This is a genomic window from Streptomyces sp. NPDC031445 (genome assembly GCF_055581365.1).
The window spans coordinates 270,985-297,161 of record NZ_JBVIJO010000006.1; the positions used below are offsets into that span (position 1 = coordinate 270,985).

Sequence of the window (26,177 nt, forward strand, 5' to 3'; positions counted from 1 at the left end):
ACGGTCCTGACGGTCTCTCGAGGAATTTCCGAAGGTTACGGAGCGGCGCATGACGAGCACCTTCCCCAACATCTCCATCAGCACGGAGCGGTTGGTGCTGCGCCCCCTCGACGAGGACGACGCGCCCGCACTGGCGGACATGATGAACGACGAGCAGGTCGTCGCCTGGACCACCGTCCCGCACCCCTACACCGAGGCCGACGCCCACCGGTGGATCACCCGCGTCGCCCCCGGCGAACGCACCGCAGGGCGCGGGATAGTCCTCGCCGTCACCGAGTTCCTCACCCAGCGGCTCGTCGGCGTCGTCCACCTCAGGAACACCGACTGGCGCGTCCGCTCCAGCCAGATCGCCTACGTCATCGCCCCCTGGGCGCGCGGCGAGGGCTACGCCTCCGAAGCCGTCCTCGCCACCGCGCAGTGGCTCTTCCACGACCAGAAGTTCGAACGGCTCGAACTGCGCACCGCCGCCGACAACACCGCCTCCCAGCAGGTGGCCCAGAAGATCGGCTGCATCAGCGAGGGCGTCCTGCGCAACGCCTGGACAGCCCGCGCCAGGACCGGGGACGGTGCCTGGACCGAGGTGCGCACGGACGTCATCGTCTGGAGCCTGCTCCCGGAGGACCTCGCCGGGGCCGGCGAGCAGCCGGCCGACAGCGGGGGTTTCACGTCGTACTCGGACTGGAACTGAGCCTCCCCGGCACCACCAGGTACGCTCACGGAGCCCGCCCCGGGCTCTTCCCCCCAAGACCCGCGCAGAACCACTGGAGACTGACGACGATGGCCGACCGGGTCACGGTGATCGGCTGGGACGGCTCGCCGCCGACCGACGCGGCACGGGCCGCCCTCGGAGCCGCCACCCTCGTGGCCGGCGCCGCCCACCACCTGGCGCTGCCCGAACTCCCGCCCACCGCCGAACGCGTCCGCCTCGGCAGCCCCGCCCTGGCCGCCCGCCGCATCGCCGCCCACCGCGGCACCGCGGTCGTGCTCGCCGACGGCGACCCCGGCTTCTTCGGCGTCGTGCGCACCCTGCGCGCCCCGGAGTTCGGCCTGGAGGTGGAGGTGGTCCCCGCCGTCTCCTCCGTCGCCGCCGCCTTCGCCCGCGCCGGCATGCCCTGGGACGACGCCCAGGTCGTCGTCGCCCACCCGCGCAGCCTGCGCCGCGCCGTGAACGTCTGCCGCGCCCACACCAAGGTCGCCGTCCTCACCTCGCCGGGCGCCGGCCCCGCCGAACTCGGCCTCCTCCTGGAGGGCGTGCCCCGCACCTTCGTCATCTGCGAGGAACTGGGCACCGAACGCGAACAGGTCAGCGTCGTCACCTCGGACAAGGCCGCCGACCACACCTGGCGCGACCCCAACGTCGTCATCGTCATCGGCGGACCGGCCGGCGCGCAGGAGGGCGGCGGCTGGATCGCCGGACGCGACCCGGGCGCCGGACCGCGCGGCTGGGTGCAGCCCGACGAGAGCTACGGCGCCGGTGCGGCCGGCGGTCTCGGCGAGGGCGAGACCCAGCTGCTGCGCGCCGCCCAACTCGCCCGTCTCGGCCCGCGCGTCGGCGACCTCGTCTGGGACATCGGCTGCGGCAGCGGCGCGTTCGCCACCGAGGCCGCGCGCGCCGGCGCGGCCGTCATCGCCGTCGACCACGACCCGGCGGCCTGCGCCCGCACCGAGAACGCCGCGCGCCGCTTCGGCGTCCAGCTCCAGATCGTCCACGGCAGCGCCCCGCACGTCCTCGAAAACCTGCACGAACCGGACGTCGTACGGGTCGGCGGCGGGGGACCGGCCGTCGTCTCCGCGGTCGCCGACCGGCGCCCGCAGCGGATCGTCACGCACGCCGCCACCCGGGACGCCGCCGAACGCGTCGGCCGCGACCTGACCGAGCACGGATACCGGGTCGAGTGCGCCCTGCTCCAGTCCGTCGAACTCGACACCCGGGCCTGGACGGAGACCGAGCGGAACGTGGCGTTCCTGCTCAGCGGGGTATTGCCGGACCGCGCCCCGTGATCCTGTTGTCGTACCGCGCGCGGTAGGCTGGCCGATCGTTGTACCGCACCGGTGGGCCGAACTTCGTTCACCAATGTCCGGAACGCACGCCCGTTTTGGGGTGGGTGTGGTACGGCGGAACCGGAGGACGCGCAACGTGGCGCAGTCCACAACGGGCTGTCGCGGATCTTGCTGTCGCGACGGCACGGCGACCGGGACAATGCCACTGAATGGCTTTGTCGCCTTTTCCGGCGGGTCGTTCGTGCCGCTGGGCACGGACGCTCGTTCTTCACTGCGGGCGGTCGGTGCGCCGTTCCGGGTGAGCTGGTCGTAGGAGCACTAACCGATGGGCGAGGGGTACGCATGACCGACACCGGCCAGGTCCCGGGCGAGGGGCAGCCGGAGAGCGCAGGCATGGTGGAGCAGCCGGGCGTCCCCGCGCACGGTGCGTACACCTACCTCTCCGAGGCTCCCGCCGAGGACGAAGACCTGCTGCTGCCGGGTGCCCAGGGCGCGTGGGGCAACGAGGTGCCGCCACCCGCTCCGGAACCGGTGGTGGAGGCCGTCCACGAGCCGGGCCCGCACGAGACGGCCGGACGTGACAGCGGCTCGGTCGACCTCAGCGGTGTCCGCCTGCCCGATGCGGGCCCGGCGTCGGTGCCGCCGTCGCCCATCCTCTCGGCGCCGCACGACCCGACGGCCGCCCCGCAGCCGCCGCGCCGCCCGCTGCACCTCGGCCCGCCGATCCCCGACACCTCCGCCAGCCCGGTCCGCTCCCTCGCCGACCGCGGCCCCGCGGGAGCGCCGGTACGGCAGCCGGGACCGGCAGTGGGCGGCCCCGAATACCTCGAAGCCCAGTCGCAGGCGGCCCCGCAGAGCGCGGCACCCTGGGGCGCGGCACAGGCCGCCCCGCAGGCCCCGGCTGCCGAAACGGTTGGCCCCTCCGACGCGGCCCAGGCCGCGGTGGCCCGGCTCACCGGCCAGGCGTCCTCCCCGGCCGACACCGGCCACGTGCAGGTCGTCCACGGTCACGACGGCGTCCAGCCGGCCCACGCGCACGACGGGGTCTACACGGCACCGGCGACGCCGGGCGCGGCTTCCGGTGACGCCGGGCCCGCCGCCGACGCGGCGCCCGCTGCGGTACAGGCCGCTGACGGAGCGCCGGGACCGGCGCACGGGGTGCCGCCGACGGCGGAGGTCCGGAGCGTTCCGGCCGAGGCGGTGCCGGGACAGGCCGCACCGACCGGCGCGCCGCCCTCGGAGGCCACCGGTGCCGAGGGGGCCGCGGAGGCGGTGGCGGTCGCCGGGGCGGCGGCCCAGGAAGTGGCCGGGGACGCGGCTCAGCCGCCGACACCGGCGGAGCCGGCCGAGCCGGCGCAGTCCGCCGAGCCCGTGCAGGCGCAGCCCGCCGAGGTCACGCAGCCCGCCGAGGCGGCTCAGCCTGTCGAGGCTGTGCAGGTTGCGGAGCCTGTGCTGGTTGCCGGTGCTGGGGAGGTCGCGGCTGCGGAGCAGGTCGTCGCGCAGGCATCCGACGTTGCGCCGGCTGCCGAGGCGGCTCAGCCTGTCGAGGCTGTGCAGGTCGCCGAGCCTGTGCAGGTTGCGGAGGCCGTGCAGGTTGCCGGTGTCGGGGAGGCCGCGCCTGCGGAGCAGCTCGTCGCGCAGGCTGCCGAGGCGGCTCAGCCCGTCGAGGCTGTGCAGGTTGCCGAGCCTGTGCTGGTTGCGGAGGCCGTGCAGGTCGCCGGTGTCGGTGGGGTCGCGGCTGCGGAGCAGGTCGTCGCGCACGCTGCCGAAGCGGCTAAGTTCGCCGAGCCCGCGCAGGCGGCTGCCGCTGGGCAGGCTTCCGACGCGGTGCCGGCTGCGGATGAAGTCCAGGTCGCCGAGGTGCCGCAGGCCGCCGAAGCCGGGGATGTCACTGACGTGGCGCAGCCCGCCGGTGCCCCGCAGGCCGCCGACGCCGCCCAGGTCCCCAGCGGCGGCCAGATCGCCGAGGTGCCGGAGGTCGCCGTCGCGCAAGCCGCCGACGCCGCACAGCCCCGCCTTCCCGCAGAGGCTCAGGCGCCCGCCGAAGCCCAAGCCGCCGTCACCCCCCAGGGTGTGATGGAGTCCGCCGACGCGGTTGCCGTCCAGAACGCGGCCGCGACGCACGAAGCGGCCACCGTCCAGCCTGAGGAAGCGGCCGGCGCCCAGCCTCAGGACGCGCCCGTCCAGGTGACCGTCGACAGCGCCGAGCCGGCCGTCGCCGAGCCCGCCGTCGGAGCCGAGCCCGCCGTCGCCCAGGCACCGCAGCCCACCGCCCCCGTCGCGGAGGCACCGCACGGTGACGGCGTCCAGGCGCCGGAGCCAGCCGCCCCGGCCCCCGCGGAAGCACCCCGAGCCGACCCGGTTCCCCAAGCCGACCCGGCACCTCACGCCGACCCGGCGCAGGCGCCCGTACCCGCAGCCGCCGCCGGGCAGGCCCCCGTGCCCGCCGCGCCCGCCGGTGACAGCGCCGCCGAGACCGTAGGGGTGGCCGAGCCGGCCGTGCTCCAGGGTCCGCAGCTCGCCGAGAGCGTCCCGCAGGCCCCCGGCGCCCCGGCCGTCCCGCAGCCGGACGCCGCCGTGCCCGACGCCCCGCATTCGCAGGGCCCCGCGCAGGAGCCCGCCCAGGTCCCGGAGCAGCCGCTGCCCTCCGGGCTCCCCGTGGGCGCGGATCCTCGGCCGCTCGGGGAGTTCGTGCCGGTGGAGGGACAGGTTCCCACCACCCCGCACCTGGCGCCCACCCCGCCGCACCCCCTCGTCCTGCCCGCACCCCGCGACGGCGAGCCTGCCCCGGCGCCCGCCCCCGATGTCGTCCAGCACGCGGAGGACCTGCGGACCAGGGGCGCCGACCAGGAGGAGGACACGGTCCCGGTGGCGGAGGCACGCCAGGCCGCCGGCCCCGCCGCGCCGGGCTACGCCGACGCCGAGCGCGAGGCCGTCCTGAAGGTGATGCGCGAGCGCCGCGACATCCGCAACGGCTTCCGCAGCGACCCCATCCCGCACGAGGTGCTGCTCAGGGTCCTGGAGGCCGCGCACACCGCGCCGTCCGTGGGCCACTCGCAGCCCTGGGACTTCGTCGTCATCCGGTCCGCCGAGACCCGGCGGACCATGCACGAACTGGCGATGCGGCAGCGCGAGGCGTACGCCAGGTCGCTGCCGAAGGGCCGGGCCAAGCAGTTCAAGGAACTGAAGATCGAGGCCATCCTCGACACCCCGGTCAACATCGTCGTCACCGCCGACCCCACCCGCGGCGGCCGGCACACGCTCGGCCGTCACACCCAGCCGCAGATGGCGCCCTACTCCTCGGCGCTCGCGGTGGAGAACCTCTGGCTCGCCGCCCGCGCCGAAGGCCTCGGCGTCGGCTGGGTCAGCTTCTTCGACGAGCGGGAGATGGTCCGCGCGCTCGGCCTGCCCGAGCACCTGGAGGTCGTCGCCTACCTGTGTGTCGGGTACGTCGACGAGTTCCCGGACGAGCCCGAGCTGATGCAGGCCGGCTGGTCCAAGCGACGCCCCCTGTCCTGGGTGGTGCACGAGGAGACGTACGGCCGCCGCGCCCTGCCCGGAGAGGAACCCCACGACCTGCTTGCCGAGACCGTCGCACAGATCCGCCCGCTCGACGCCAAGGCGCTCGGCGAGGCGTGGGAGCGCCAGAAGCGCATGACCAAGCCGGCCGGCGCGCTCGGCATGCTGGAGATCATCTCCGCACAGCTGTGCGGGCTGTCCCGGCAGTGTCCGCCGCCGATCCCGGAGCCCGCCGCCGTCGCCATCTTCGCCGGCGACCACGGCGTGCACGCCCAGGGCGTCACCCCCTGGCCGCAGGAGGTCACCGCCCAGATGGTGGCCAACTTCCTCGGCGGGGGCGCCGTCTGCAACGCCTTCGCCAGTCAGGTCGGCGCCGAGGTGTGCGTCGTGGACGTGGGTGTCGCCGCCGACCTGCCGGCCACCCCCGGCCTGCTGCCCCGCAAGATCCGCGGCGGCACGTCCGACATGACCACCGGACCCGCGATGACCCGCGAGGAGGCCAAGGCGGCCATCGAGGTCGGCATCGAGACCGCCCGCGACCTGGTGGCGGCCGGCAACAAGGCCCTGCTCACCGGTGAGATGGGTATCGCCAACACCACCGCCTCCGCCGCGCTGATCTCCGTGTTCACCGGCGCCGACCCGGCGGAGGTGACCGGGCGCGGGACGGGCATCAACGACGAGACGCTCGCCCGCAAGACGGAGGTCGTCCGCCGCGCCCTGGAAGTCCACCAGCCGGACCCGGCCGATCCGATCGGCGTCCTCTCGGCGCTCGGCGGCTTCGAGCACGCGGCCATGGTGGGCCTGCTGCTCGGCGGTGCCTCGCTGCGCACGCCGGTGATCCTGGACGGCGTGAGCGCCGGCGCGGCCGCCCTCGTGGCCCGCGCCATCGCCCCGGAGGTCCTCGCGGCCTGCATCGCCGGCCACCGCAGCGCGGAGCCGGGCCACGTGGCGGCCCTGAACAAGCTGGGCCTGCGCCCCCTGGTCGACCTGGACCTCCGTCTCGGCGAGGGCACCGGCGCCCTGCTCGCGCTGCCGCTGGTGCAGAGCACGGCGCGGGCCATGCACGAGGTGGCCACGTTCGATTCGGCGGGGGTCACGGAGAAGTAGGCCCGGCGGCACGGGCGGTCCGGTGTTCAGCTGCCGGACCACCCGTGCCCCGTACCCTGCCCTCCGCTTAAAATCTGCACGTCAGGGCCGCTCCGAAGGTGCAGCGCGCCCATCGCACAGCTGCACGAGGAGCCGTCCCTCATGGCCGAACACCCCGCCTACCCCGTAGGTCTCCGCCTCTCCGGCCGTCGCGTGGTCGTCCTCGGCGGCGGCCAGGTCGCCCAGCGCCGCCTCCCGGCGCTCATCGCGGCCGGCGCGGACATCGTCCTCGTCTCCCCGGAGGCGACCCCCTCGGTGGAGGCCATGGCGGACGCGGGCGAGATCACCTGGGTGCGGCGCGGGTACGCGGACGGCGACCTCGCCGAGGCCTGGTACGCCCTCATCGCCACCAGCGACCCCGCGGCGAACACGGCCGCCTCCGCCGAGGCGGAGCGCCACCGCGTCTGGTGCGTCCGCTCCGACGACGCCGACCAGGCGACCGCCTGGACCCCGGCGACCGGCCACAGCGAGGGCGTCACCGTCGCCGTGCTCACCACGCACGCGCGGGGCCGCGACCCCCGGCACACCGCGGCCATCCGGGACGCGGTCGTCGAGGGCCTGCGCGACGGCACCCTCGTCGCCCCGCACCACCGCACCCGCACCCCGGGCGTGGCCCTGGTCGGCGGCGGCCCGGGCGACCCGGACCTGATCACGGTCCGCGGCCGGCGCCTGCTCGCCGAGGCGGACGTCGTCATCGCCGACCGGCTCGGCCCGCGCGACCTGCTCGCCGAGCTCCCCCCGCACGTCGAGGTGATCGACGCGGCGAAGATCCCGTACGGCCGGTACATGGCCCAGGAGGCCATCAACAACGCGCTCGTCGAGCACGCCAAGCAGGGCAAGGCGGTCGTCCGGCTCAAGGGCGGCGACCCGTTCGTCTTCGGCCGGGGCATGGAGGAGGTCCAGGCGCTCGCCGAGGCCGGCATCCCGTGCACCGTGGTCCCGGGCATCTCCAGCTCGATCTCGGTGCCGGGCGCGGCCGGCATCCCGGTCACGCACCGGGGGGTAGCCCATGAGTTCACCGTGGTCAGCGGCCATGTGGCGCCCGACGACGAGCGCTCCCTGGTCGACTGGGCCTCGCTGGCCAAGCTCACCGGCACCCTGGTGGTCCTGATGGGCGTCGACAAGATCGGGAAGATCGCCGAGACGCTCGTCGCCCACGGCAGGCCGCCCGCGACGCCGGTCGCCCTGGTGCAGGAGGGGACGACGGCCGCGCAGCGGCGCGTGGACGCCACCCTGGCCACGGTCGCCGAGGCGGTCCGTGCCGAGGACGTGCGGCCCCCGGCGGTCATCGTCATCGGCGACGTGGTGCGGGTCGGCCCCGCGCCGGTGGCCTGACCCCGGCCTGATCATGCGTAACCCGGGGTAACCCAGCTCTTCCCGACCGTTGGCACCACCTCCAGGACAAGGCAGTATCACCCCGTGGCCGATCTCATCACCGTCGAGGATCCCGACGACCCGCGCCTGGCCGACTACACGGGCCTGACCGACGTGGAGCTGCGCCGCAGGCGCGAGCCCGCCGAGGGCCTGTTCATCGCCGAGGGGGAGAAGGTCATCCGCAGGGCGAAGGACGCCGGCTACGAGATGCGGTCGATGCTGCTCTCGGCCAAGTGGATCGACGTCATGCGCGACGTCATCGACGAACTCCCCGCGCCGGTCTACGCCGTCAGCCCCGAACTCGCCGAACGGGTCACCGGTTACCACGTGCACCGCGGCGCCCTCGCCTCCATGCAGCGCAAGCCGCTGCCGACGGCCGGCGAACTGCTCCGCTCCGCCCGCCGGGTGGTGGTCATGGAGTCGGTGAACGACCACACCAACATCGGCGCGATCTTCCGCTCGGCGGCGGCCCTCGGCATGGACGCGGTGCTGCTGTCGCCCGACTGCGCCGACCCGCTGTACCGGCGGAGCGTCAAGGTCTCCATGGGCGCGGTGTTCTCGGTGCCCTACGCCCGGCTGGGGACCTGGCCCAAGAGCCTGGACTCGGTGCGCGAGGCCGGTTTCACCCTGCTCGCGCTCACTCCGGACGAGAAGGCCCGCACCCTCGACGAGGCCGCCCCGCACAGGATGGACCGGGTGGCGCTGATGCTCGGCGCCGAGGGCGACGGACTGTCCACGCGGGCGCTGGTCGCCGCCGACGAGTGGGTCCGCATCCCGATGTCCCACGGCGTCGACTCGCTCAACGTGGGCGCGGCAGCGGCGGTCGCCTTCTACGCGGTGGCCACGGGCCGGCCGGAGTCCTGACCGGGCACACCCCGGCCCGCCGAACCGCCCCGCGGGCGGCCCTCAGTTACCGGCGTCGCGGCTCACGGCGGACGTGTCCGGGTTCGGCACGAACGTCGCTTCGCCCAGCGGGAAGTGGCCCGGCTGGGTGTGCCGCTGCCGGGGGACGCCGTCGTCGCCGAGCCCGCGCGCCGGTCCCTGGCAGCCCTGGGCCACCGCGATGCCGAGCGCCACGAGCAGCGTGACCACCACGAACACGAACAGGCGCTGGCGCAGCAGCCGCGGATTGGCCGGCCGCAGCAGGCTCCCCGTAGGGCGCTGCCGCGGCCGGCCGGAACCACCGCGCTGAGCGGGCCGGCCGCCACCGGAGCGCGGACCCCTGCCGCGCGGCACCGGGGTGGGGCGCGCCGTACCCGGCCGGGAGGACCCGGCGCCGCGTGAGGGCACCCCGCCGCGCGAGGACGCCCCGCCACGGGACGGCACCTCGCCGCGCGAGGACACCCCGCCCCTGGAGGACACCGAGGGCGCGCCGCCCCGGGCGGGGGTGCCGCCGCGCGGCAGCGGGGTACCGGGGGAGGCTCGCCGCTGGGTGCGCTGCTGCTCGGGGTAGGTGTCGGCGAGCCGTCCGGTGGGCCGGTCCGCCTCGGCGGCACGCGGCGAGGGCGGCCGCACGCCGTCCAGGCCCTGCGCCTCCCGGGCGGCGATCTCCTTCAGCCGCAGCGACAGCTGGAGCGTGCTGGGCCGCTCGTCCGGGTCCTTCGCCAGGCAGGCCCGGATCAGCGGGGCCAGCGCGTCCGGGACGCCGTACAGCTGCGGCTCCTCGTGCACCACCCGGTACAGCATCACCTCGGAACTGCCCTGCCCGAACGGCGAGTCGCCGGTCGAGGCGTACGCCAGGGTCGCGCCCAGGGAGAAGACGTCGGTGGCCGGGGTGACCGCGGCCCCGCGCACCTGCTCCGGGGCGAGGAAGCCGGGGGAGCCGACCGCGGTGCCCACGTGGGTGAGCGTGGAGGCACCGGTGGCCCAGGCGATGCCGAAGTCGATGATCCGCGGCCCCTTCGGGGACAGCAGGATGTTGGAGGGCTTCAGGTCCCGGTGGACGACCCCGGCCTCGTGCACGGCGACCAGCCCCTCGGACAGGGCCGCGCCGATCGCCGCCGTGTCCGCTGCGCCAAGAGCGCCCTCCTCGGCGACCTTGTCGTGCAGCGACGGGCCCGGTACGTACTGGGTGGCGAACCAGGGCCGCTCGGCCTCCAGGTCCGCGGCGACCAGCCGGGCCGTGCACCCGCCGCGGATCCGCCGGGCCGCCGACACCTCGCGCGCGAAGCGCGACCGGAACTCCTGGTCCTCCGCGAGATCGGGCCTGATCACCTTCAGGGCGACCCGCTGCCCCTTCTTGTCGGAGCCGAGATAGACCACGCCCATCCCGCCCGCGCCGAGCCGTCGGTGAAGCCTGAACGAGCCGACGACGCGCGGGTCCTCGCGCCTCAGGCGCATCATCGCCATGTTCATCCCCGCTGCCCGGTCCCTGTGACGTGGCACAGCTTACGTTTCCACGGCCGCCGGCGCGCAGAGGCCGCGCCCTCCGGGCCGGATGGATTGTGTCGGCCGTCCGGGGGAGGTGAAAGGCGGTCAGCAGGCTCCGGCGGGCGGCGACTTCGCGCCACCGGTGGCCTCAACCGGTCGGTGGGGCAGGCCGGTTGACGTCCTGCTGGGCCGCGGTGCACGGGCCGGTACGCCCACCGGCCCGTGCCCGGCGGCGACCCGCGACCGCGCCCGCGCCGCGGATGCCGGTCCACCCCCGGCGCTCCCTCCGACCCGGACGGGAGTGATCGAAGTCACTCAACTCATCCCATAGAGCGCGCCGGAAATAACAGGACGAAGCGGGCTACCCCTCCGGGAAGACCCCGAGACGCCGGCCCACGTCTCCACCCAGGGGAGTACGTCGCAGGTCACGGCTCATCCTCATGGAGGCCCGGCAATCGGTACGCGGGCATGACGCCCGGTGGGAGCCGCGCGCCTAGATTTGAGGTCAAGCGGCGGGTGCAGCACTCGTCCCCCGAGGTCACCACCCGCCGCTGCCGACGACAACCGAAACGGTCAGGAGAGGGACCATGGCCCACACGGCACCGCGACGCACGGCGCTCGCCCCCCGCCGGACGGGCCGCCGCCACCCCCTGGTGGCGACGCTCATGGCCCTTCCCCTGGCGGCCCTGCTCCTGCTCGTCTTCGACGGCTGGGAGACGGTGGCCACACAGGCGTCGTCCGTGGGTGCGATGCTGGGGCGCTGAGCGGCGTCCCCAGGCCCGGAAGAGCGGTCCGGGCGGGGAATCCATCCATGAAACCCCGTGGGGACGGGGGTACGGCGGACGGCACAAATGCCGGCGCAGCTGGGGAGCTGCGCCGGCATTGGCCGTTCCCCGGCGTCGCCGGCCTGCGGTGCGCACGGCCGTGCGGCACCCGGGGCGGTCTCACCCGGTTCGCCCGACCCCCGCCGCCCGCACCCCGGTACCCTCACCCGAGCACCCCGCCCCAGCCCGTCCCGAGGCCCTCCTTGACCGCAGACACCGACACCGGAGCCGCCGGGACCGACGACCCCGCCCTCGTCTCCGCGCTGGCCGACCGGGCCAAGGCCGCCGCTCACCCCCGTACCCCCGCTGCTCCCTGCTCCTGCCCCAGCACCCCCCTGGCCGACCGCCGGGACGCCACCGTCGTCCGCCACGACACCACCGTCGCCAAGGCCCACGCCCCGGACACCGACCCCGCCGCGCTCACCCTCCGCGTCGCCACGGCCGCCCGCCTCCCCGGCCTGCTCCTGCCCCCGCTCACCCCGGTCACGGCCACCCTGCGGGACCGTCTGGTCACCTTCTGGCCGTACGGCGTCCCCGTGGACCCGGACGACCCGGACGCCGCTCCCTGGGAGGCCGCCGCCACCCTCCTCGCCCCCCTGCACCGCACCCCCGTCCCCGCCGGCCTCCCCCCGATGCGCGGACCCGTCAAAGCCGCCCGCGCGCTCGACCGGCTCCGCGCGGCCCTGCGCACGACGCCCGGCCGGGCCGCGCACCCGGCCGCCCGGCCCGTCCTGGAGGCCTGGGCCGCCCTGCCCGCCTGGGCCCGCGCGCGGGCGCCGATGCCCGGCCCGCCGGCCCTCTGCCACGGCGACCTGCACCTCGGCCAGCTCGTCCGGCACCCCGCGCCGGACGGCCCGTGGCAGCTGATCGACGTGGACGACCTCGGTGCCGGCGTGCCGGCCTGGGACCTCGCCCGCCCCGCCGCCTGGTACGCCTGCGGACTCCTCCCGCCCGAGGAGTGGACCCGCTTCCTGACCGCCTACCGGCAGGCCGGCGGCCCGGCCGTGCCCGCGGACGGCGACCCCTGGACCGCCCTGGACGTCCCGGCCCGCGCGCTCACCGTGCAGACGGCGGCCCTCGCGGTCACGAAGGCGCTCGCCGCGGACCGCCCGCTGGACGAGGTGGAACAGGCCGTGGTGGACGCGTGCGCGCGCATGCCGTCCGTCCCCGCCGGCTTCCCGCGTCTCCCGCGTCCCGCGCCCTGATTCCCGGCCCAGGCTGCAACCGCCCGGGGCCCGGCGGAGTCTGTCCTGGGGAAACACGAAGCACGACCGACCGGCGAGGAGTTGAGCCGACCATGCAGTGTCCGAAGTGCCATGCGCCGATGCACACCTACAACCGCAACGGCGTCCAGATCGAGCAGTGCAGCGGCTGCCGCGGCATTTTCCTCGACTACGGCGAGCTGGAGGCGCTGACCCGCCTGGAGGCCCAGTGGTCGCAGCCGGCCCCGCCGCCCCCGCCCGCCGCACCGCAGGCCTACCCGGCGGCTCCGCCCGCACCCGCCTGGGGCGCCCCGCACGGCGGCCACGGCGGTCACGGTCACTACGGCCACCACCGCCACAAGAGCTTCGGGCACATGCTCTTCTCCAGCTGATCACCCGCTGGGCACGCGCAGGAGCCCCCGGCCGTCGAGACGGCCGGGGGCTCCTTGCTGCGTGGACGATACTGGGATTGAACCAGTGACCTCTTCCGTGTCAGGGAAGCGCTCTCCCGCTGAGCTAATCGTCCGCGGGCTGTGACCCGTGAGTCACAGGCAGTGCGCGATACTGGGATTGAACCAGTGACCTCTTCCGTGTCAGGGAAGCGCTCTCCCGCTGAGCTAATCGCGCGGGCGGGATCTCCGAGAAGACCCGGGATCCGAAGATCCAGTGGACGATACTGGGATTGAACCAGTGACCTCTTCCGTGTCAGGGAAGCGCTCTCCCGCTGAGCTAATCGTCCTTGGAGGTGGAGACGGGATTTGAACCCGTGTAGACGGCTTTGCAGGCCGTTGCCTCGCCTCTCGGCCACTCCACCAGGAGTGTAAGGGGATCGGGACGACCCCTTCTCCTTCGAGCGGACGACGAGGCTCGAACTCGCGACCTCAACCTTGGCAAGGTTGCGCTCTACCAACTGAGCTACGTCCGCCTGTCGTTTCGGTCCGCTTCCGCGTCCCGGCGACGTGTTGAACTCTAGCGGATTCCCGGGCCAGCACAAAAACGCGTTTGCGCAGCGTGCTGCGGTGCGTCCGGGGGACCCCGTGGTCAGGGCCCCCTCCGGGACATCCCGCGGCCGCCTCCCGGACACCCGCCCTAGACTCGACCACGTGCTCCACCACCCATCCGGCCTCCCCCCGCTGGCCCGTTTCGGCGACCGCGTCGCCACCGGCCTCCTCGACGTCACCAGCGATCCGGCCGCCCTGGACTCCACCGGCTTCTGGGCCGTCTGCGCGGACTTCGAGGGCCGCTTGACCTGCGCGCGCTTCGCGGACGTACGCGAGGAGCCGGTGCCCGCGCCGGTGCCCGGCGGATGGCGGGGACCGCGGCCGGGGGACTGGACCTCCTCCCTGGACCGCGCCGCGTACACGGCGGCCGTCCACCGCATCCGCGAGCACATCGCGGCCGGCGAGGTCTACCAGGCCAACCTCTGCCGCGTGCTCAGCGCGCCGGCCGGCCCCGGCGCCGACGTGGACGCCCTGACCGCGCTGCTGGCCCGCGGCAACCCGGCGCCGTACGCGGGAACGATCCGGCTGCCGGAACACGGCGTGGAGATCGCCACCGCCTCGCCCGAGCTGTTCCTGCGCCGCGCCGGCCGCACGGTCGAGTCGGGACCGATCAAGGGCACCGGACGCACCGAGGCGGACCTGCTGGAGAAGGACCACGCCGAGAACGTGATGATCGTGGACCTGGTCCGCAACGACATCGGCCGCGTCTGCGCGACCGGCAGCGTGACCGTCCCCGACCTGTGCGCCGTGGAGAAGCACCCGGGGCTCGTCCACCTCGTCTCGACCGTCCGCGGCGAGCTGCGGGCGGACGCCGGCTGGCCGGAGCTGCTGGCCGCGGCCTTCCCGCCCGGCTCGGTCACCGGCGCACCCAAACCGAGCGCCCTGACGATCATCGAGGCGCTGGAGACGGCGCCGCGCGGCCCGTACTGCGGCGGCATCGGCTGGGTGGACGCCGACCGGGGCACCGCCGAGCTGGCCGTGGGCATCCGCACCTTCTGGATCGACCGCGCCGCGGGCGCCCTGCGCTTCGGCACCGGTGCCGGCATCACCTGGGGGTCCGACCCGGAGGGGGAGTGGCGGGAGACCGAGCTGAAGGCGTCGCGGCTGCTCGCGGTAGCGTCGGGGGCGTACGACGAGACCGAGGGGGCGCTCCTATGAGGATCTGGCTGGACGGCGAGCTGCGGGACCTGGAATCCGCCAGGATCTCCGTCCTCGACCACGGACTGACCGTCGGCGACGGCGTCTTCGAGACCGTCAAGGCGGTCCAGGGCACGCCGTTCGCGCTCACCCGGCACCTGGACCGGCTGACCCGCTCGGCCCGCAGCCTCGGCCTGCCCGACCCCGACCACGACGAGGTGCGCCGCGCCTGTGCGGCCGTCCTGGAGGCGGACCCGTTGCCGCTGGGCCGGCTGCGGATCACCTACACCGGCGGCCACGGCCCGCTCGGCTCCGACCGCGGCGACGAGGGCCCGACCCTGGTGGTCGCCGTCGGCGAGACCAGCCGCCGCCCCGACTCCACGGCGGCGATCACCGTTCCGTGGACCCGCAACGAACGCGGCGCCCTCGCCGGCGTGAAGAGCACCTCGTACGCCGAGAACGTCGTCGCCCTGGCCCGCGCCCACCAACACGGCGCCTCCGAGGCGCTGTTCGGCAACACGGTCGGACAGCTCTGCGAGGGCACCGGCTCCAACGTCTTCGTCGTCCTGGACGGCGAGATCCACACCCCGCCCGTCACCTCCGGGTGTCTGGCCGGCATCACCCGGGCCCTGGTCGTCGAGTGGGTCGGCGCCAAGGAGACCGACCTGCCGCTGGACGTCCTCCAGCGCGCCGACGAGGTCTTCCTGACCTCCACCCTGCGGGACGTACAGGCCCTGCACCGGATCGACGACCGCGAACTGCCCGGCACCGGCGGCCCGGTGACCGCCGAGGCCATGCGGATCTTCGACGCGCAGGCCGGGCGGGACCTGGATCCCTGAGCCGGAAAACGGGCTGACGCGGGCGGTCGACCTGGGTAGAACACCTGTGATGACCACGACCCTGCGGCCGGCCGAGCCGCTCCAGCAGCATCCCGACGGATCCCGTTCCCGCCGTTACGCGGTGTGCGTGAACAGCCGTCCCGTCGGCGAGATCCACCTCGGCACCTCGCCGTCCCTCGGCGCCTCGGTGGCCCGCGTCGTCGACCTGCGGATCGCCGGTCCCGACCGGCGGCGCGGCCGGGGCACCGTGGCCGCGCTCGCCGCCGAGGAAGTGGCCCGGGGCTGGGGCTGCGCACAGATGGAGGCGGTGGTGCCCGCCACGGCGGACGCCGCGCTGCGCCTGTTCGGCGCCCTCGGCTACACGGTGCGCAACCGCGGCATGGAGAAACGCCTCGGCGCCACCCCGCCCGCGCTGCCGCCGGGCAGCCACGCCCGCCCCATGACCGAGGCCGAGTTCGCCGCCTGGCGGGAGGCGGAGGGCGAGCGGTACGCGCGCGGGTGGATCGGGCGGGGCGTCCCCGAGGCCGCGGCCCGGGCCAAGGCCCGCGACGACCACGCGCGGCTGCTGCCGCACGGGCTCGCGACCGAGGGCGTGCTCTTCAGCGTGCTGGAGCACGAGGGCGCCCGGGTGGGCACCCTCTGGCTGGCCCTGGAGGACGCCAAGGCGTTCGTGTTCGACGTGGAGACCTTCGCCGCCCACCGGGGGCGAGGACACGGCCGTACGCTCATGCTGCTGGCGGAACGCCAGGCGATCGAGGCCGGCCGGAGCATCCTCGGCCTGAACGTGTTCGCGGGCAACACCCCGGCCGAGCGGCTGTACGCGTCACTCGGCTACGAGACGGTGACCCGTTCCCTGAGCAAGCCCCTGCTGTAGGACCGAGCGGGCCCGTGCCGCGCGGCCCGGGGCGACGGCCCCCCCCGCCGCCGGGCCCCGCGCAGCCGTCCCGCGGCCTCGCCCGCGCCCGGTCAGACCTCCCGGCCGGCCAGCAGCCGGTCCGCGATCTCCTCGATGCGCTCGCGCAGGCCCTCCTGGCTCTTGCCGCCGTCGAGGCGCTCGCCGCCGATGACGTACGTGGGGGTGCCGGTCACGCCGATCGCCTTGCCCTCGGCCTGGTCGGCGTCGACGGCCAGGATGTGCCGCCCGTCGATCAACGCGGTGTCGAACTCCTCCGCGTCCAGACCGAGTTCCCGGGCCACCTCGACCAGGAGGGGTTCTCCCTCACGGTCCAGCTCCGCCACCCGCTCCAGCACGGCCTCCACGTACGCCCAGCCCTTGCCCTGCTCCAGCGCCTCCTCGGCGGCCTGGGCGGCGGCGAAGGCGTGCTTGTGCTTCTCCAGCGGGAAGTGCCGCAGCCGCAGCTCGAGCCGGTCGCCGTAGCGGGCGCGCAGGGCGCGGACGTCGTCCAGGGCGGTGCGGCAGTCGGGGCACTGCAGTTCGCACCAGACGTCGAGGACGAGGGCTTCGGTGCGTGCGGGGGAGGAGTCGCTCATGTCCCCAGTCTTCCAGGCCGGGACCGGGCGACCCAATCGGGACCTCGGCCGGTAGGGGGGCGGTGCCCGGCGCTCCGGGCATCGGGCCTGGACGGCACTCCAGGAGGAGGCGACCCGGAGATGTCCCTGATGTCTGGCCGGGGCATGGCATCGCGGGGACCGGGCGGTGCACGATGGAAGCGACGGACGAGCCCGCCGGGAGGACGGATGATTGCCGAGACAGTCTGCTCCGCCGTGTCGGCGGCGGGCCTGGGTATCGCGGTGGTCACGGCCTACCGCAAGCGCTTCCTGGCGGCGGCCCGCCTCGCGGCCTACTCGCTGGTGCCGGTCGGCCTGGTCATGACCGGGGTCGTCGGCTGGCTCGCCGACACCGCCCTGAGCCCCACCGCCTGGGCGGGCTTCGCAGTGCTGGGCGCGGCCTGGCTGCTGTTCGCCGGCACGCGTGCCGTGGAGCGGCGGCGCGGCGGCGCCGGACGCAAGGCTGCGGGGCGGGCCGGGCAGGACACGGTGGCGCCCGCGGCCTCGGCGCCGTCCCTCGGCGGGGCACCCCGGCCGGCGGCGCGCCCCACGGCCGGCCCCCGGGCCGGCGGCTCGGGCGAGGACTTCAGCGACATCGAGGCCATCCTGAAGAAGCACGGCATATGACAGTCACATGACTGGCTGAAACGACACAGTGGGTCCCCGGACGGCCGGAATCGTTCACGAGCCGGACGAGACCTCGTGGTATTCGGCGAAGTCCCGCAAGATCCGTGAGCGTTGATCGCATACGGCCCCTCGGGTGCGCCATCATCGGCCGCGAGATGCTGGACACGCAACAGAGCGAGGCCGCGCCGCAGAAGGACGAGCCGCGCGGATGCCTCTTCGCCCTTTCCCAGCCACCGCTGATGATCTTCCTAGCGGTGATCGGGTGTCTGCTGCTCATGGCTGCGCTGCACGACCTGCTGCTGCTGTGAGCCGTACACGTCCGTCCCGGCGCCACCCGCCGGGACCGACGTCGCACCGGGGCGGGCGGAGAACACCCCGGCCCGCCGCTCCCGGCCCGCGCCGCCTCCCCGGCCAGGCCGCCCCCTCAGCCCGCCGCCTCCTTGCGCCGGGCCCGGTAGGCGGCGACGTGCAGCCGGTTGCCGCAGGTGCGGCTGTCGCAGTAGCGGCGCGAGCGGTTGCGGGACAGATCCACGAAGGCGCGCCGGCAGTCCGGGGCCTCGCAGCGCCGCAGCCGTTCCTGCTCGCCCGCCACCACGAAGAAGGCGAGCGCCATCCCGCAGTCCGCGGCGAGATGGTCGGCCACGGAGGCGCCCGGTGCGAAGTAGTGCACATGCCAGTCGTAGCCGTCGTGGTCGGTCAGACGGGGTGTGGTGCCCGCGGCGGCGACCAGCTCGTTGATCATCATCGCGGCGGACCGGGCGTCCGGGGCCGCGAAGATCGCCGCGAACCGCGCCCGGACCCTGCGCACCGCGGAGAGGTCGAACTCCGAGAGCACGCCGACGTCGCTCATCTTGTGGCTCCGTACGAAATCCGCAAGAGCCGGGACACCGGGCAGTCCGTCCGCCGCCGCGTCGTCCTCCGGCGCGGTGTTCACCAGATCCACCACGGTGTCGAGGGCGCACCGGGTGTCGTGGGTGATCAGCACGTTTCGCTCCCTGGCCTGGGGGGTCGGGCGGACGCCCGCCGATGCTGGCCGATCGTAGCGACAACAGCGCCCACCGCACCCGTGTGTGCCGGACCTCTCGCCCGCGGGGAGGACGCCGCCGGCCGCCCGGGAGTTCCCGGGCCGGGCCGGGCGCACGCAGCGCGCCCGGACGGATACACAGGGCAGCCGGACGCGGACGGCCCGACGCCGCCTCCGTGACACTCACGGTGACGGCGACGGCCTGTGCCGTATGCGGTTGTCTTGGCCCGAGCCGTCTCCCCGAGTGGACGGCGCCGGGCTGCTCGGGAGGGCCGCGGCCTAGCTCTCCGCCAGGATGTGCGAAAGCTCCTGATCCAGGTCGAAGTGCCGGTGTTCCGTGCCGGGCGGCACGGCGGCGTCGGTTCGCTTCAGGAAGGACTCCAGGGCCCGCGCCGGGGCCTCGAGCAGCGCCTCCCCCTCCGGGGAGCTGAGGGCGATGCACACGACGCCCTGACCATGGCTGCGGGATGGCCAGACGCGGACGTCGCCGGTGCCGGTGGGCCGGTGAAGCCCCTCGGCGAGGAGGTCGCGGGCGAACACCCACTCGACGGTCTCCTCGGCTCCGGTGTGGAAGGTGGCGTGCACGGCGTAGGGGTCGGCCGTGTCGTACCGCAGGCCTGCGGGGACAGGCAGGGATGACTCGCTCGACACAACGAGGCGCAGGTGCAGCTCGCAGCTGACCGTGGTGTTCATAAGCGCCAGGGCCTTTCGCTCAGTGTGCGCTCGGGGATTCGCACGTCGGCGAAATCGACATGCCACCTACGGTGCCGTTGTAAACCCCTCTGAGGGTTTTGCGTGTGTTTACGTAACTCTTCCGGCCGAGAACTCGTGCCGGATCTACGGCCATTCCGGTGACTGGATTCACTCGGGTAGGGTTTGTCTGTATGAATACGGGGAGTGACGAGCCGGGCGAGGTCGCCGTGGCAGCGGACAAAGCGAGGGCGGACCGGAGCGACACCGGCCACGACACCGGCCACGAGGCTGGGCACGAGGCCGAGAGCGGGCTCGGCTCGCGGGCGCCGGAGTTCGTCAAGGCCCGCCGGGTCCTGCACCTGAGCTGGCAGGTCGGGGTCTTCGTGGTCGGCCTCGCGGTGGTCGGCGCGGGGATCGTCATGCTGCCGCTGCCCGGGCCCGGCTGGGTGGTGATCTTCGGGGGCATGGCGATCTGGGCGACCGAGTTCGTCTGGGCCCAGCTCGTGCTCCGCTGGACCAAGCGCAAGGTCACCGAGGCGGCCCACCGGGCCCTCGACCCCAGGGTGCGCCGCCGCAACATCGTCCTGACCGTGATCGGACTCGTGATCATCGGCGTGCTCGCCGGGATCTACCTGTGGAAGTTCGGCCTCGTCATGCCGTGGAAGATCAAGGACCAGTGACGCGGCCCGGGGGCCGGACCGCCTCCGCCGTCCAGCGCCGGTCGGAGGCACCCCCTGACATGGGGTAATCTTCTTCCTGTGCCCGGGCGATTAGCTCAGTGGGAGAGCGCTTCGTTCACACCGAAGAGGTCACTGGTTCGAACCCAGTATCGCCCACCCGGACCGACGGCCCACCTGCGACCAGCAGGTGGGCCGTCGGTGTATGCGCACCGCGCCCCGCCGGTCGGTGGCGGGTGCGAGGGGGTCGGGCCCCCGGCCTCCCGCACCGGCGCGTCGCGCGGAAACGGCGACGACGCTCGGGGCCGCGCACCCGATCACGGTGACGCGGGCCTCGGCCGGGCAGCCCGAGCGCCGGAGCCAGGCCCGCGCGCCGGTCGCCGCACGACGGGCGGCCCGCATCCTCGGCGACCGGGTCGGCCGGCGCCGACGGCCGGCCATCACGGCCGGCCGTCCTGCCCGGCGCCGCCGCCCCCACCCACCTCAAGACGGACTTCCCGACGTAGCACTCCTTCTGGAAGAAGCCCCAGACGCAGGCCGCCGGCGGGAAATCCCCGAGACGTTTTCCAAAACGCCGTCACATTCCTTGGCAAGTATGACAAGCGAGGAATTCGCCTTGATCTGACGTCACGGGTGCGGGCCGGAATCCGAGCCCGGACCACAACTTCCGGAAGGCGGGCGCCGAACCGCGGCCGGGCGGGACCTTGGAGGAGTACTCCAGGCCGATCTGACGGAGTGGTGGACCGGCGCCTGCGGCCGGCAGGCCCCGCACCACGGTCCCCGCACCACCTCGCGCACACTCGACCCATGGAATGGAACCACTACCGCTTCCTCAGCGTGTGGCCCCTGCCCGCCCCGCCGGCCGCCGTGTACGCGGCACTGGAGCGGGCCGAGGACTACCCCCGCTGGTGGCCGCAGGTGCGGGCGGTGACCCGGCTGGACGACGGCACCGGCGTGATCACCATCCGCTCCGCGCTGCCGTACGCCCTCACGTCCACCGTGCGGGAGACCCGGCGCGACCCCGCCGCCGGCGTCCTGGAGGTCACCCTGTCCGGCGACATCGACGGCTGGGCCCGCTGGACGGTCACCCCCGGCGGCCCCGGCACCCTTGCCCGGTACGACCAGGAGGTCCGCGTCCGCAAACCGCTGCTCAGACGGCTCGCCGTACCCGGACGGCCGCTCTTCCGCCTCAACCACCGGCTGATGATGCGGGCGGGACGGCGCGGACTGCTGCGTCACCTGGAAGCGGTTTGAAGGAACCCGGCCCGGGCCTGTATTGTTCAGTGCGTTCCCGGGCGATTAGCTCAGTGGGAGAGCGCTTCGTTCACACCGAAGAGGTCACTGGTTCGAACCCAGTATCGCCCACCGGGAGGAGGCCGGTCCGCCGACGCGGGCCGGCCTTCTGCATGCCGCCAGGCCCTCACGCGGCCGCCGGCAGCTCCGGCCGGAGCGGCCACTCCGTACTGACGACCTCCTCCGAACCGCTGCGCGCGAACCACGCCTGCAACCCCCGCGCCTGCGCCGCGTGCCAGTTCGCCTGCAAGGTGTGCAGGTCGGCGGGGGACAGGCGCTCCAGCCGGGCCGCGAACCGGCGGCCCAGCGCCCGGACGACCTCCAACGCGGCCAGCGCGTCCGCCGCCGCGTCGTGCGCGTCCTGCAGCGTCACCTCGTAGTGCGCGCACAGGTCCGTCAGCGTGCGCCGGCCCTTGCGGTACCGGTCCAGGTGCTTGTCCAGCACCCGCGGGTCCAGCACCCTGAGCGGCACCGACTGGAACCAGCGGTCCAGCGACGACGCCCGGTGCCGGCGCAACTCCCGGTCCAGCAACGTCAGATCGAACGGCGCGTTCATCACCACCAGCGGCCGGCCCAGCGCCGCGTGCTCGGCCAGCTGCTCGGCTATCTCGTACACCACCGGCGCCGGCCAGCGCCCGTTGTGCTGGAGGTGCTCCTCCGTCAGCCCGTGCACCGCCGTAGCCGCCTCCGGCACCGGCACACCCGGGTTCACCAGCCACCGGCTGATCCGGGGCCGGGTTCCCGGCGCGTCCTGGACGACGACGGCGGCCGACACGATCCGGTCGGTCTCGACGTCCACGCCCGTCGTCTCCGTGTCGAAGGCGGCCAGCGGCCCCTCGTACCAGGTCGTCATGCCAACCCAACTCCTCGCTCACCCATGGCAGATGGCGTTCCGTCTTCTGCCCGTTTGGTGATACCCGGGCCGTTTGCGCCGTACGCCGCGAGGAGACAACAGGAGTACGGGTCTTTGCAGTTCAACGGCCCGCAGCGGGGAAACCCTTGCCCTGGAAGGCTGTTGGTCATGGCCATAGCGCAGCCCGAGCGGGGCGGGCTGCTGCCCGAACGTCCGGGACACCTTCGCGGCTCGCTCGCCACCACCGCCTGCATGGAGACACTGCAGGTGGGCTATCTGCACGCGGTCGCCGCCGCGGCGGGCTGCTCGCTGTCCCAGCCGTTCCCGGACAACGGCATCGACTGGCACGTCAGCCACAGCGCGCCCGGGCACACCGTCGACGACGAGGTCACGATCAAGGTGCAGCTGAAGGCCACCTACCAGATCGCGCCGAACCCCCCGGGGCGCTCGTTCTCCTTCACCCTCGACAACGACCACCTGCGCAAGCTCGCCCGCACCCCCGTCTCGGTGCACAAGATCCTGGTCGTCATGCTCGTGCCGCGCTCCCAGGACGACTGGCTGCGCGCCGGCCACGACCGCCTCGACCTGCGGCACTGCTGCTACTGGAGCAACCTCGCCGGCCACCCCGTCACCGGCCGGAACCGGACCACCGTACGGATACCGACCTCGCGCATCTTCGACGACCGGGCGCTCTGCGAGATCATGACGCGGGTCGGGACGGGAGGCAGACCATGAGGAACCGTCCCTGCGACGAGCCGGTGCGGCAGGTCCGGCCGCACCCCGACGACCTCCCCTGGGACCGGCCGCCCGAGCCGGCCGACGTCGACCCCGCCGTGCTCGGCGCCCTGCTGCGCCGGCACGGCTGGCAGCGGCGCGGCGGAGCACCCGGCCGGTACGGCCGCTGGACCCCGCCCGGCCCGGCCGACGGCGCGACCAGCCTGCTCGTCCCCGAGAGCCGCGCCTTCCCCGACAGCGACGACCTGCTCGGCGAGGCCCTCGGCGCCCTCGCCCGCAGCCGCACCCCCTCCGCGCGCGAGGTCCTGATCTCCCTCGCCGTACCGAGCGACGAGGTCCGCTGGTGGCGCGACACCCCGTCCGGACCCGCCGGCGCCGCTCCCTGGACCGCCGACGACGACCTGCGCGGCGCCGCCCGGCGCACGCTGCTCGCCGCCGCGCTCGCCACACGCGCGCATGCCGGCTACTACGGCGCCCGCCACCGCCGCTCCGCCGCCGTCCTGCTGGACGACGTCCTCGTCGGCCCCGCCGGCGAGGGCCGCACCCTCACCGCCTTCGTCCCCGTGACCGCCGGCCGGCCCCTCGCCGTCCGCCTCCACCAGGCCCTCCACGCGGCGCGTGAGGCCATCGACTACCGCAGGGCCACCGGCGGCATGGACGCCTTCGACGGCGCCGTCGAGGCCGGCGTCAGCCGGGAACTCACCGAGGCGCTCGCCGCCCTCGTCCGCGGCACCGAGGGCGCCCGCGTCGCCGTCGCCTGGGCACCCGGCGCCGGCGTTCCCGAAGGCTGCGCCCCCTCCGCCGAACCCGTCGAGTTCTCACCCGGCGACCTGCCCGCGCTCCGCGAGGCCGCCGCCCGCTACCTGCGCGCCGAACCCTCCGTCCCGGTCACCGTCACCGGCGCCGTCGTCCGCATGCGCCGCTCCGGGCCGGGCGGCGAGGGCACCGTACGCCTGCGCGTCCTCGCCGGCGCCGACGTCCCGCACGTCCGCGTCACCCTGGGCGAGGAGGACTACCGCATCGCCGGCCACGCCCACCTCGTCGGCCTCCCCGTCCGCGTGCGCGGCCGGCTGGAGCGCCGGGGCGGCTTCCGCACGCTCACCGGCGCCTCGGGAGTGGTCCCCGTGCAGGTGGACGAGGCCGAGCGGGACCGGCTGCTGAAGTCCCTCCAGGAGAACCTCGACTTCTTCGAGGAGGCGTGCGGGGAGGCGTGACGGAAGGGGGGCGGACGGTAACCGTTTCGCGGTCGGTGCCGTCGGGTCGGTACGATCGCCTGTGCGCGCGCTCCTGGTATGGCGCCGCACCCCACCTTCAGTCAGGAGAGACCGGTGTCAGACGTCCGTGTGATCATCCAACGCGATTCCGAGCGGGAAGAACGCGTGGTGACGACGGGCACTACGGCCGCCGACCTCTTCGCGGGCGAGCGCTCGATCATCGCCGCGCGCGTGGGCGGCGAGCTGAAGGACCTCGCGTACGCACTGTCCGACGGCGACGAGGTCGAGGGCGTCGAGATCTCGTCCGAGGACGGCCTGAACATCCTGCGCCACTCCACCGCGCACGTCATGGCGCAGGCCGTGCAGGAACTGTTCCCCGAGGCCAAGCTGGGCATCGGCCCGCCCGTCAAGGACGGCTTCTACTACGACTTCGACGTCGAGAAGCCGTTCACGCCCGAGGATCTCAAGGCCATCGAGAAGAAGATGCAGGAGATCCAGAAGCGCGGGCAGCGCTTCGCCCGCCGTGTCGTCACCGACGACGCGGCCCGCGAGGAGCTCGCGGACGAGCCGTACAAGCTGGAGCTGATCGGCCTCAAGGGCTCGGCGTCGCACGACGACGGCGCGGACGTCGAGGTCGGCGCCGGCGAGCTGACGATCTACGACAACCTGGACGCCAAGACCGGCGAGCTGTGCTGGAAGGACCTGTGCCGCGGTCCGCACCTGCCCTCCACCCGCCTCATCCCGGCGTTCAAGCTGATGCGCAACGCGGCCGCCTACTGGCGCGGCAGCGAGAAGAACCCGATGCTCCAGCGCATCTACGGCACGGCCTGGCCCTCCAAGGACGAGCTGAAGGCGTACCTGGACTTCCTCGCCGAGGCCGAGAAGCGCGACCACCGCAAGCTCGGCAGCGAGCTGGACCTGTTCTCCATCCCCGAGCAGATCGGCTCCGGCCTCGCCGTCTTCCACCCCAAGGGCGGCATCGTCCGCCGGGTCATGGAGGACTACTCGCGCCGCCGCCACGAGGAAGAGGGCTACGAGTTCGTCTACACCCCGCACGCGACGAAGGGGAAGCTCTTCGAGACGTCCGGGCACCTGGACTGGTACGCCGACGGCATGTACCCGCCCATGCAGCTCGACGAGGGCGTGGACTACTACCTCAAGCCCATGAACTGCCCGATGCACAACCTGATCTTCGACGCGCGCGGCCGGTCGTACCGCGAACTGCCGCTGCGCCTCTTCGAGTTCGGGACCGTGTACCGGTACGAGAAGTCGGGCGTCGTGCACGGCCTGACCCGCGCGCGCGGCTTCACGCAGGACGACGCGCACATCTACTGCACCCGTGAGCAGATGTCCGACGAGCTGGACAAGACGCTCACCTTCGTCCTCGGCCTGCTGCGCGACTACGGCCTGACCGACTTCTACCTGGAGCTGTCCACCAAGGACCCGGAGAAGTTCGTCGGCTCCGACGAGGTCTGGGAGGAGGCGACCGAGACCCTGCGCGAGGTCGCCGAGAAGCAGGGCCTGCCCCTCGTCCCCGACCCGGGCGGTGCCGCCTTCTACGGCCCGAAGATCTCCGTCCAGGCCAAGGACGCCATCGGCCGGACCTGGCAGATGTCGACCATCCAGCTCGACTTCAACCTGCCCGAGCGGTTCAACCTGGAGTACACCGGCCCCGACGGCTCCAAGCAGCGCCCGGTCATGATCCACCGCGCGCTGTTCGGCTCCATCGAGCGCTTCTTCGCCGTCCTGCTGGAGCACTACGCGGGCGCCTTCCCGGCGTGGCTGGCGCCGGTCCAGGCGATCGGCATCCCGATCGGCGACGCGCACGTGGAGTACCTGCAGAAGTTCGCGGCCGCGGCCAGGAAGCAGGGGCTGCGCGTCGAGGTGGACTCCTCCTCGGACCGCATGCAGAAGAAGATCCGCAACGCCCAGAAGCAGAAGGTGCCCTTCATGGTCATCGCGGGCGACGAGGACATGTCGAACGGCTCGGTGTCCTTCCGCTACCGCGACGGCTCGCAGGAGAACGGCATCCCGTTCGACGAGGCCCTGGCGAAGATCGCCAAGGTGGTCGAGGAGCGGGCCCAGGTCTGAACCGCCCGAGCACCGAAGGCCCCCGGACCACGGTTCCGGGGGCCTTCC

At 74.0% G+C, this 26,177-nt stretch carries 23 protein-coding genes and 7 tRNA genes; 20 read left to right on the plus strand and 10 right to left on the minus strand.

Annotated features, from left to right (window positions below):
- Positions 1–49 precede the first annotated feature (49 nt).
- From ACZ5DC_RS18575 to ACZ5DC_RS18595, 5 genes are all read left to right on the plus strand, one after another.
- Complete coding sequence (locus ACZ5DC_RS18575; protein WP_468653951.1) at positions 50–688, plus strand: GNAT family N-acetyltransferase; 639 nt, start codon at positions 50–52, stop codon at positions 686–688.
- An 89-nt stretch (positions 689–777) separates the two neighbouring features.
- Entirely contained in the window at positions 778–2,001 is a 1,224-nt protein-coding gene (gene cbiE, locus ACZ5DC_RS18580; RefSeq protein ID WP_468653953.1) for a precorrin-6y C5,15-methyltransferase (decarboxylating) subunit CbiE, read from the plus strand.
- 342 nt (positions 2,002–2,343) lie between these two features.
- Positions 2,344–6,627: a nicotinate-nucleotide--dimethylbenzimidazole phosphoribosyltransferase gene (gene cobT / locus ACZ5DC_RS18585; RefSeq protein ID WP_468653955.1), complete on the plus strand. Its 4,284-nt coding sequence runs from the start codon at positions 2,344–2,346 to the stop codon at positions 6,625–6,627.
- A 141-nt stretch (positions 6,628–6,768) separates the two neighbouring features.
- The gene (gene cobA, locus ACZ5DC_RS18590) at positions 6,769–8,001 is read left to right on the plus strand and encodes a uroporphyrinogen-III C-methyltransferase (protein WP_468653957.1); all 1,233 of its coding nucleotides are present in this window, start codon (positions 6,769–6,771) and stop codon (positions 7,999–8,001) included.
- An 84-nt stretch (positions 8,002–8,085) separates the two neighbouring features.
- The gene (locus ACZ5DC_RS18595; protein ID WP_468653959.1) at positions 8,086–8,904 is read left to right on the plus strand and encodes a TrmH family RNA methyltransferase; all 819 of its coding nucleotides are present in this window, start codon (positions 8,086–8,088) and stop codon (positions 8,902–8,904) included.
- 42 nt (positions 8,905–8,946) lie between these two features.
- Here the strand turns inward: ACZ5DC_RS18595 and ACZ5DC_RS18600 are convergent, their stop codons facing one another.
- Positions 8,947–10,395 (minus strand): serine/threonine-protein kinase, encoded by a 1,449-nt coding sequence (locus ACZ5DC_RS18600; RefSeq protein WP_468653961.1) that lies wholly within the window; start codon positions 10,393–10,395, stop codon positions 8,947–8,949.
- A gap of 602 nt (positions 10,396–10,997) precedes the next feature.
- Between ACZ5DC_RS18600 and ACZ5DC_RS18605 the strand changes: the two genes are divergently transcribed.
- From ACZ5DC_RS18605 to ACZ5DC_RS18615, 3 genes are all read left to right on the plus strand, one after another.
- Positions 10,998–11,174 (plus strand): hypothetical protein, encoded by a 177-nt coding sequence (locus ACZ5DC_RS18605; protein WP_171158080.1) that lies wholly within the window; start codon positions 10,998–11,000, stop codon positions 11,172–11,174.
- A gap of 263 nt (positions 11,175–11,437) precedes the next feature.
- Entirely contained in the window at positions 11,438–12,439 is a 1,002-nt protein-coding gene (locus ACZ5DC_RS18610) for a phosphotransferase family protein (protein WP_468653963.1), read from the plus strand.
- A 92-nt stretch (positions 12,440–12,531) separates the two neighbouring features.
- Positions 12,532–12,828 (plus strand): TFIIB-type zinc ribbon-containing protein, encoded by a 297-nt coding sequence (locus tag ACZ5DC_RS18615; protein ID WP_225811140.1) that lies wholly within the window; start codon positions 12,532–12,534, stop codon positions 12,826–12,828.
- A gap of 62 nt (positions 12,829–12,890) precedes the next feature.
- Here ACZ5DC_RS18615 and ACZ5DC_RS18620 read toward each other — a convergent pair.
- The 5 genes from ACZ5DC_RS18620 to ACZ5DC_RS18640 form a co-directional block, all read right to left on the minus strand.
- Positions 12,891–12,962 (minus strand) — tRNA-Val (locus ACZ5DC_RS18620).
- 29 nt (positions 12,963–12,991) lie between these two features.
- Positions 12,992–13,063: transfer RNA gene (locus ACZ5DC_RS18625), tRNA-Val, on the minus strand.
- Between the two features lie 40 nt (positions 13,064–13,103).
- Positions 13,104–13,175: transfer RNA gene (locus tag ACZ5DC_RS18630), tRNA-Val, on the minus strand.
- 1 nt (position 13,176) lies between these two features.
- A tRNA-Cys gene (locus ACZ5DC_RS18635) sits at positions 13,177–13,250 on the minus strand.
- A 38-nt stretch (positions 13,251–13,288) separates the two neighbouring features.
- Positions 13,289–13,361 (minus strand) — tRNA-Gly (locus tag ACZ5DC_RS18640).
- Positions 13,362–13,539: 178 nt separating this feature from the next.
- Between ACZ5DC_RS18640 and ACZ5DC_RS18645 the strand changes: the two genes are divergently transcribed.
- From ACZ5DC_RS18645 to ACZ5DC_RS18655, 3 genes are read left to right on the plus strand one after another with little or no spacing between them, the layout of a single operon-like run.
- The gene (locus ACZ5DC_RS18645) at positions 13,540–14,595 is read left to right on the plus strand and encodes a chorismate-binding protein (protein ID WP_468653965.1); all 1,056 of its coding nucleotides are present in this window, start codon (positions 13,540–13,542) and stop codon (positions 14,593–14,595) included.
- The gene (locus tag ACZ5DC_RS18650) at positions 14,592–15,413 is read left to right on the plus strand and encodes an aminotransferase class IV (protein WP_468653967.1); all 822 of its coding nucleotides are present in this window, start codon (positions 14,592–14,594) and stop codon (positions 15,411–15,413) included. The genes ACZ5DC_RS18645 and ACZ5DC_RS18650 overlap by 4 nt, the downstream gene beginning before the upstream one ends.
- A 49-nt stretch (positions 15,414–15,462) precedes the next feature.
- Complete coding sequence (locus ACZ5DC_RS18655) at positions 15,463–16,287, plus strand: GNAT family N-acetyltransferase (RefSeq protein WP_468653969.1); 825 nt, start codon at positions 15,463–15,465, stop codon at positions 16,285–16,287.
- 92 nt (positions 16,288–16,379) lie between these two features.
- On the opposite strand, the gene ACZ5DC_RS18660 is transcribed toward ACZ5DC_RS18655, so the two are convergent.
- The gene (locus ACZ5DC_RS18660; RefSeq protein ID WP_468653971.1) at positions 16,380–16,904 is read right to left on the minus strand and encodes a DsbA family protein; all 525 of its coding nucleotides are present in this window, start codon (positions 16,902–16,904) and stop codon (positions 16,380–16,382) included.
- Between the two features lie 207 nt (positions 16,905–17,111).
- On the opposite strand from ACZ5DC_RS18660, the gene ACZ5DC_RS18665 reads away from it, so the two are divergent.
- Complete coding sequence (locus tag ACZ5DC_RS18665; RefSeq protein WP_468653973.1) at positions 17,112–17,549, plus strand: hypothetical protein; 438 nt, start codon at positions 17,112–17,114, stop codon at positions 17,547–17,549.
- A gap of 155 nt (positions 17,550–17,704) precedes the next feature.
- The gene (locus ACZ5DC_RS18670; protein WP_366750859.1) at positions 17,705–17,857 is read left to right on the plus strand and encodes a hypothetical protein; all 153 of its coding nucleotides are present in this window, start codon (positions 17,705–17,707) and stop codon (positions 17,855–17,857) included.
- 116 nt (positions 17,858–17,973) lie between these two features.
- On the opposite strand, the gene ACZ5DC_RS18675 is transcribed toward ACZ5DC_RS18670, so the two are convergent.
- Both ACZ5DC_RS18675 and ACZ5DC_RS18680 read right to left on the minus strand, forming a co-directional pair.
- Positions 17,974–18,534: a CGNR zinc finger domain-containing protein gene (locus ACZ5DC_RS18675; protein WP_468653975.1), complete on the minus strand. Its 561-nt coding sequence runs from the start codon at positions 18,532–18,534 to the stop codon at positions 17,974–17,976.
- 318 nt (positions 18,535–18,852) lie between these two features.
- Complete coding sequence (locus ACZ5DC_RS18680; RefSeq protein ID WP_004002642.1) at positions 18,853–19,266, minus strand: SsgA family sporulation/cell division regulator; 414 nt, start codon at positions 19,264–19,266, stop codon at positions 18,853–18,855.
- 191 nt (positions 19,267–19,457) lie between these two features.
- On the opposite strand from ACZ5DC_RS18680, the gene ACZ5DC_RS18685 reads away from it, so the two are divergent.
- The 4 genes from ACZ5DC_RS18685 (at position 19,458) to ACZ5DC_RS18700 (ending at position 21,308) form a co-directional block, all read left to right on the plus strand.
- Complete coding sequence (locus tag ACZ5DC_RS18685) at positions 19,458–19,946, plus strand: TIGR02611 family protein (protein ID WP_468653977.1); 489 nt, start codon at positions 19,458–19,460, stop codon at positions 19,944–19,946.
- An 84-nt stretch (positions 19,947–20,030) separates the two neighbouring features.
- A tRNA-Val gene (locus ACZ5DC_RS18690) sits at positions 20,031–20,102 on the plus strand.
- Between the two features lie 648 nt (positions 20,103–20,750).
- Entirely contained in the window at positions 20,751–21,197 is a 447-nt protein-coding gene (locus tag ACZ5DC_RS18695; RefSeq protein WP_468653979.1) for an SRPBCC family protein, read from the plus strand.
- 39 nt (positions 21,198–21,236) lie between these two features.
- Positions 21,237–21,308 (plus strand) — tRNA-Val (locus tag ACZ5DC_RS18700).
- A gap of 55 nt (positions 21,309–21,363) precedes the next feature.
- On the opposite strand, the gene ACZ5DC_RS18705 is transcribed toward ACZ5DC_RS18700, so the two are convergent.
- Positions 21,364–22,089, minus strand: coding sequence for an exonuclease domain-containing protein (locus ACZ5DC_RS18705; protein ID WP_468653981.1), 726 nt, complete (start codon positions 22,087–22,089; stop codon positions 21,364–21,366).
- A 168-nt stretch (positions 22,090–22,257) separates the two neighbouring features.
- Here ACZ5DC_RS18705 and ACZ5DC_RS18710 point away from each other — a divergent pair, with 168 nt between their 5' ends.
- The 3 genes from ACZ5DC_RS18710 (at position 22,258) to thrS (ending at position 26,129) form a co-directional block, all read left to right on the plus strand.
- Positions 22,258–22,824, plus strand: coding sequence for a DUF4365 domain-containing protein (locus ACZ5DC_RS18710; RefSeq protein WP_366761344.1), 567 nt, complete (start codon positions 22,258–22,260; stop codon positions 22,822–22,824).
- Positions 22,821–24,038, plus strand: coding sequence for a hypothetical protein (locus ACZ5DC_RS18715; protein ID WP_468653983.1), 1,218 nt, complete (start codon positions 22,821–22,823; stop codon positions 24,036–24,038). Before ACZ5DC_RS18710 ends, ACZ5DC_RS18715 begins: the two co-directional genes overlap by 4 nt.
- Positions 24,039–24,152: 114 nt before the next feature.
- Positions 24,153–26,129, plus strand: coding sequence for a threonine--tRNA ligase (gene thrS / locus ACZ5DC_RS18720; protein WP_366750866.1), 1,977 nt, complete (start codon positions 24,153–24,155; stop codon positions 26,127–26,129).
- The last annotated feature ends 48 nt before the right edge of the window (positions 26,130–26,177 follow it).

Coding starts and splice junctions, on each gene's coding strand:
- ACZ5DC_RS18680 (WP_004002642.1), bottom strand. CDS start 19,266: ATGAACACCACGGTCAGCTGCGAGCTGCACCTGCGCCTCGTTGTGTCG.
- ACZ5DC_RS18705 (WP_468653981.1), bottom strand. CDS start 22,089: ATGACGACCTGGTACGAGGGGCCGCTGGCCGCCTTCGACACGGAGACG.
- ACZ5DC_RS18605 (WP_171158080.1), top strand. CDS start 10,998: ATGGCCCACACGGCACCGCGACGCACGGCGCTCGCCCCCCGCCGGACG.
- ACZ5DC_RS18660 (WP_468653971.1), bottom strand. CDS start 16,904: ATGAGCGACTCCTCCCCCGCACGCACCGAAGCCCTCGTCCTCGACGTC.
- ACZ5DC_RS18615 (WP_225811140.1), top strand. CDS start 12,532: ATGCAGTGTCCGAAGTGCCATGCGCCGATGCACACCTACAACCGCAAC.
- ACZ5DC_RS18685 (WP_468653977.1), top strand. CDS start 19,458: ATGAATACGGGGAGTGACGAGCCGGGCGAGGTCGCCGTGGCAGCGGAC.
- cobT (WP_468653955.1), top strand. CDS start 2,344: ATGACCGACACCGGCCAGGTCCCGGGCGAGGGGCAGCCGGAGAGCGCA.
- ACZ5DC_RS18655 (WP_468653969.1), top strand. CDS start 15,463: ATGACCACGACCCTGCGGCCGGCCGAGCCGCTCCAGCAGCATCCCGAC.
- ACZ5DC_RS18600 (WP_468653961.1), bottom strand. CDS start 10,395: ATGAACATGGCGATGATGCGCCTGAGGCGCGAGGACCCGCGCGTCGTC.
- cobA (WP_468653957.1), top strand. CDS start 6,769: ATGGCCGAACACCCCGCCTACCCCGTAGGTCTCCGCCTCTCCGGCCGT.
- ACZ5DC_RS18695 (WP_468653979.1), top strand. CDS start 20,751: ATGGAATGGAACCACTACCGCTTCCTCAGCGTGTGGCCCCTGCCCGCC.
- ACZ5DC_RS18670 (WP_366750859.1), top strand. CDS start 17,705: ATGCTGGACACGCAACAGAGCGAGGCCGCGCCGCAGAAGGACGAGCCG.
- cbiE (WP_468653953.1), top strand. CDS start 778: ATGGCCGACCGGGTCACGGTGATCGGCTGGGACGGCTCGCCGCCGACC.
- ACZ5DC_RS18650 (WP_468653967.1), top strand. CDS start 14,592: ATGAGGATCTGGCTGGACGGCGAGCTGCGGGACCTGGAATCCGCCAGG.
- ACZ5DC_RS18710 (WP_366761344.1), top strand. CDS start 22,258: ATGGCCATAGCGCAGCCCGAGCGGGGCGGGCTGCTGCCCGAACGTCCG.
- ACZ5DC_RS18715 (WP_468653983.1), top strand. CDS start 22,821: ATGAGGAACCGTCCCTGCGACGAGCCGGTGCGGCAGGTCCGGCCGCAC.
- ACZ5DC_RS18665 (WP_468653973.1), top strand. CDS start 17,112: ATGATTGCCGAGACAGTCTGCTCCGCCGTGTCGGCGGCGGGCCTGGGT.
- ACZ5DC_RS18575 (WP_468653951.1), top strand. CDS start 50: ATGACGAGCACCTTCCCCAACATCTCCATCAGCACGGAGCGGTTGGTG.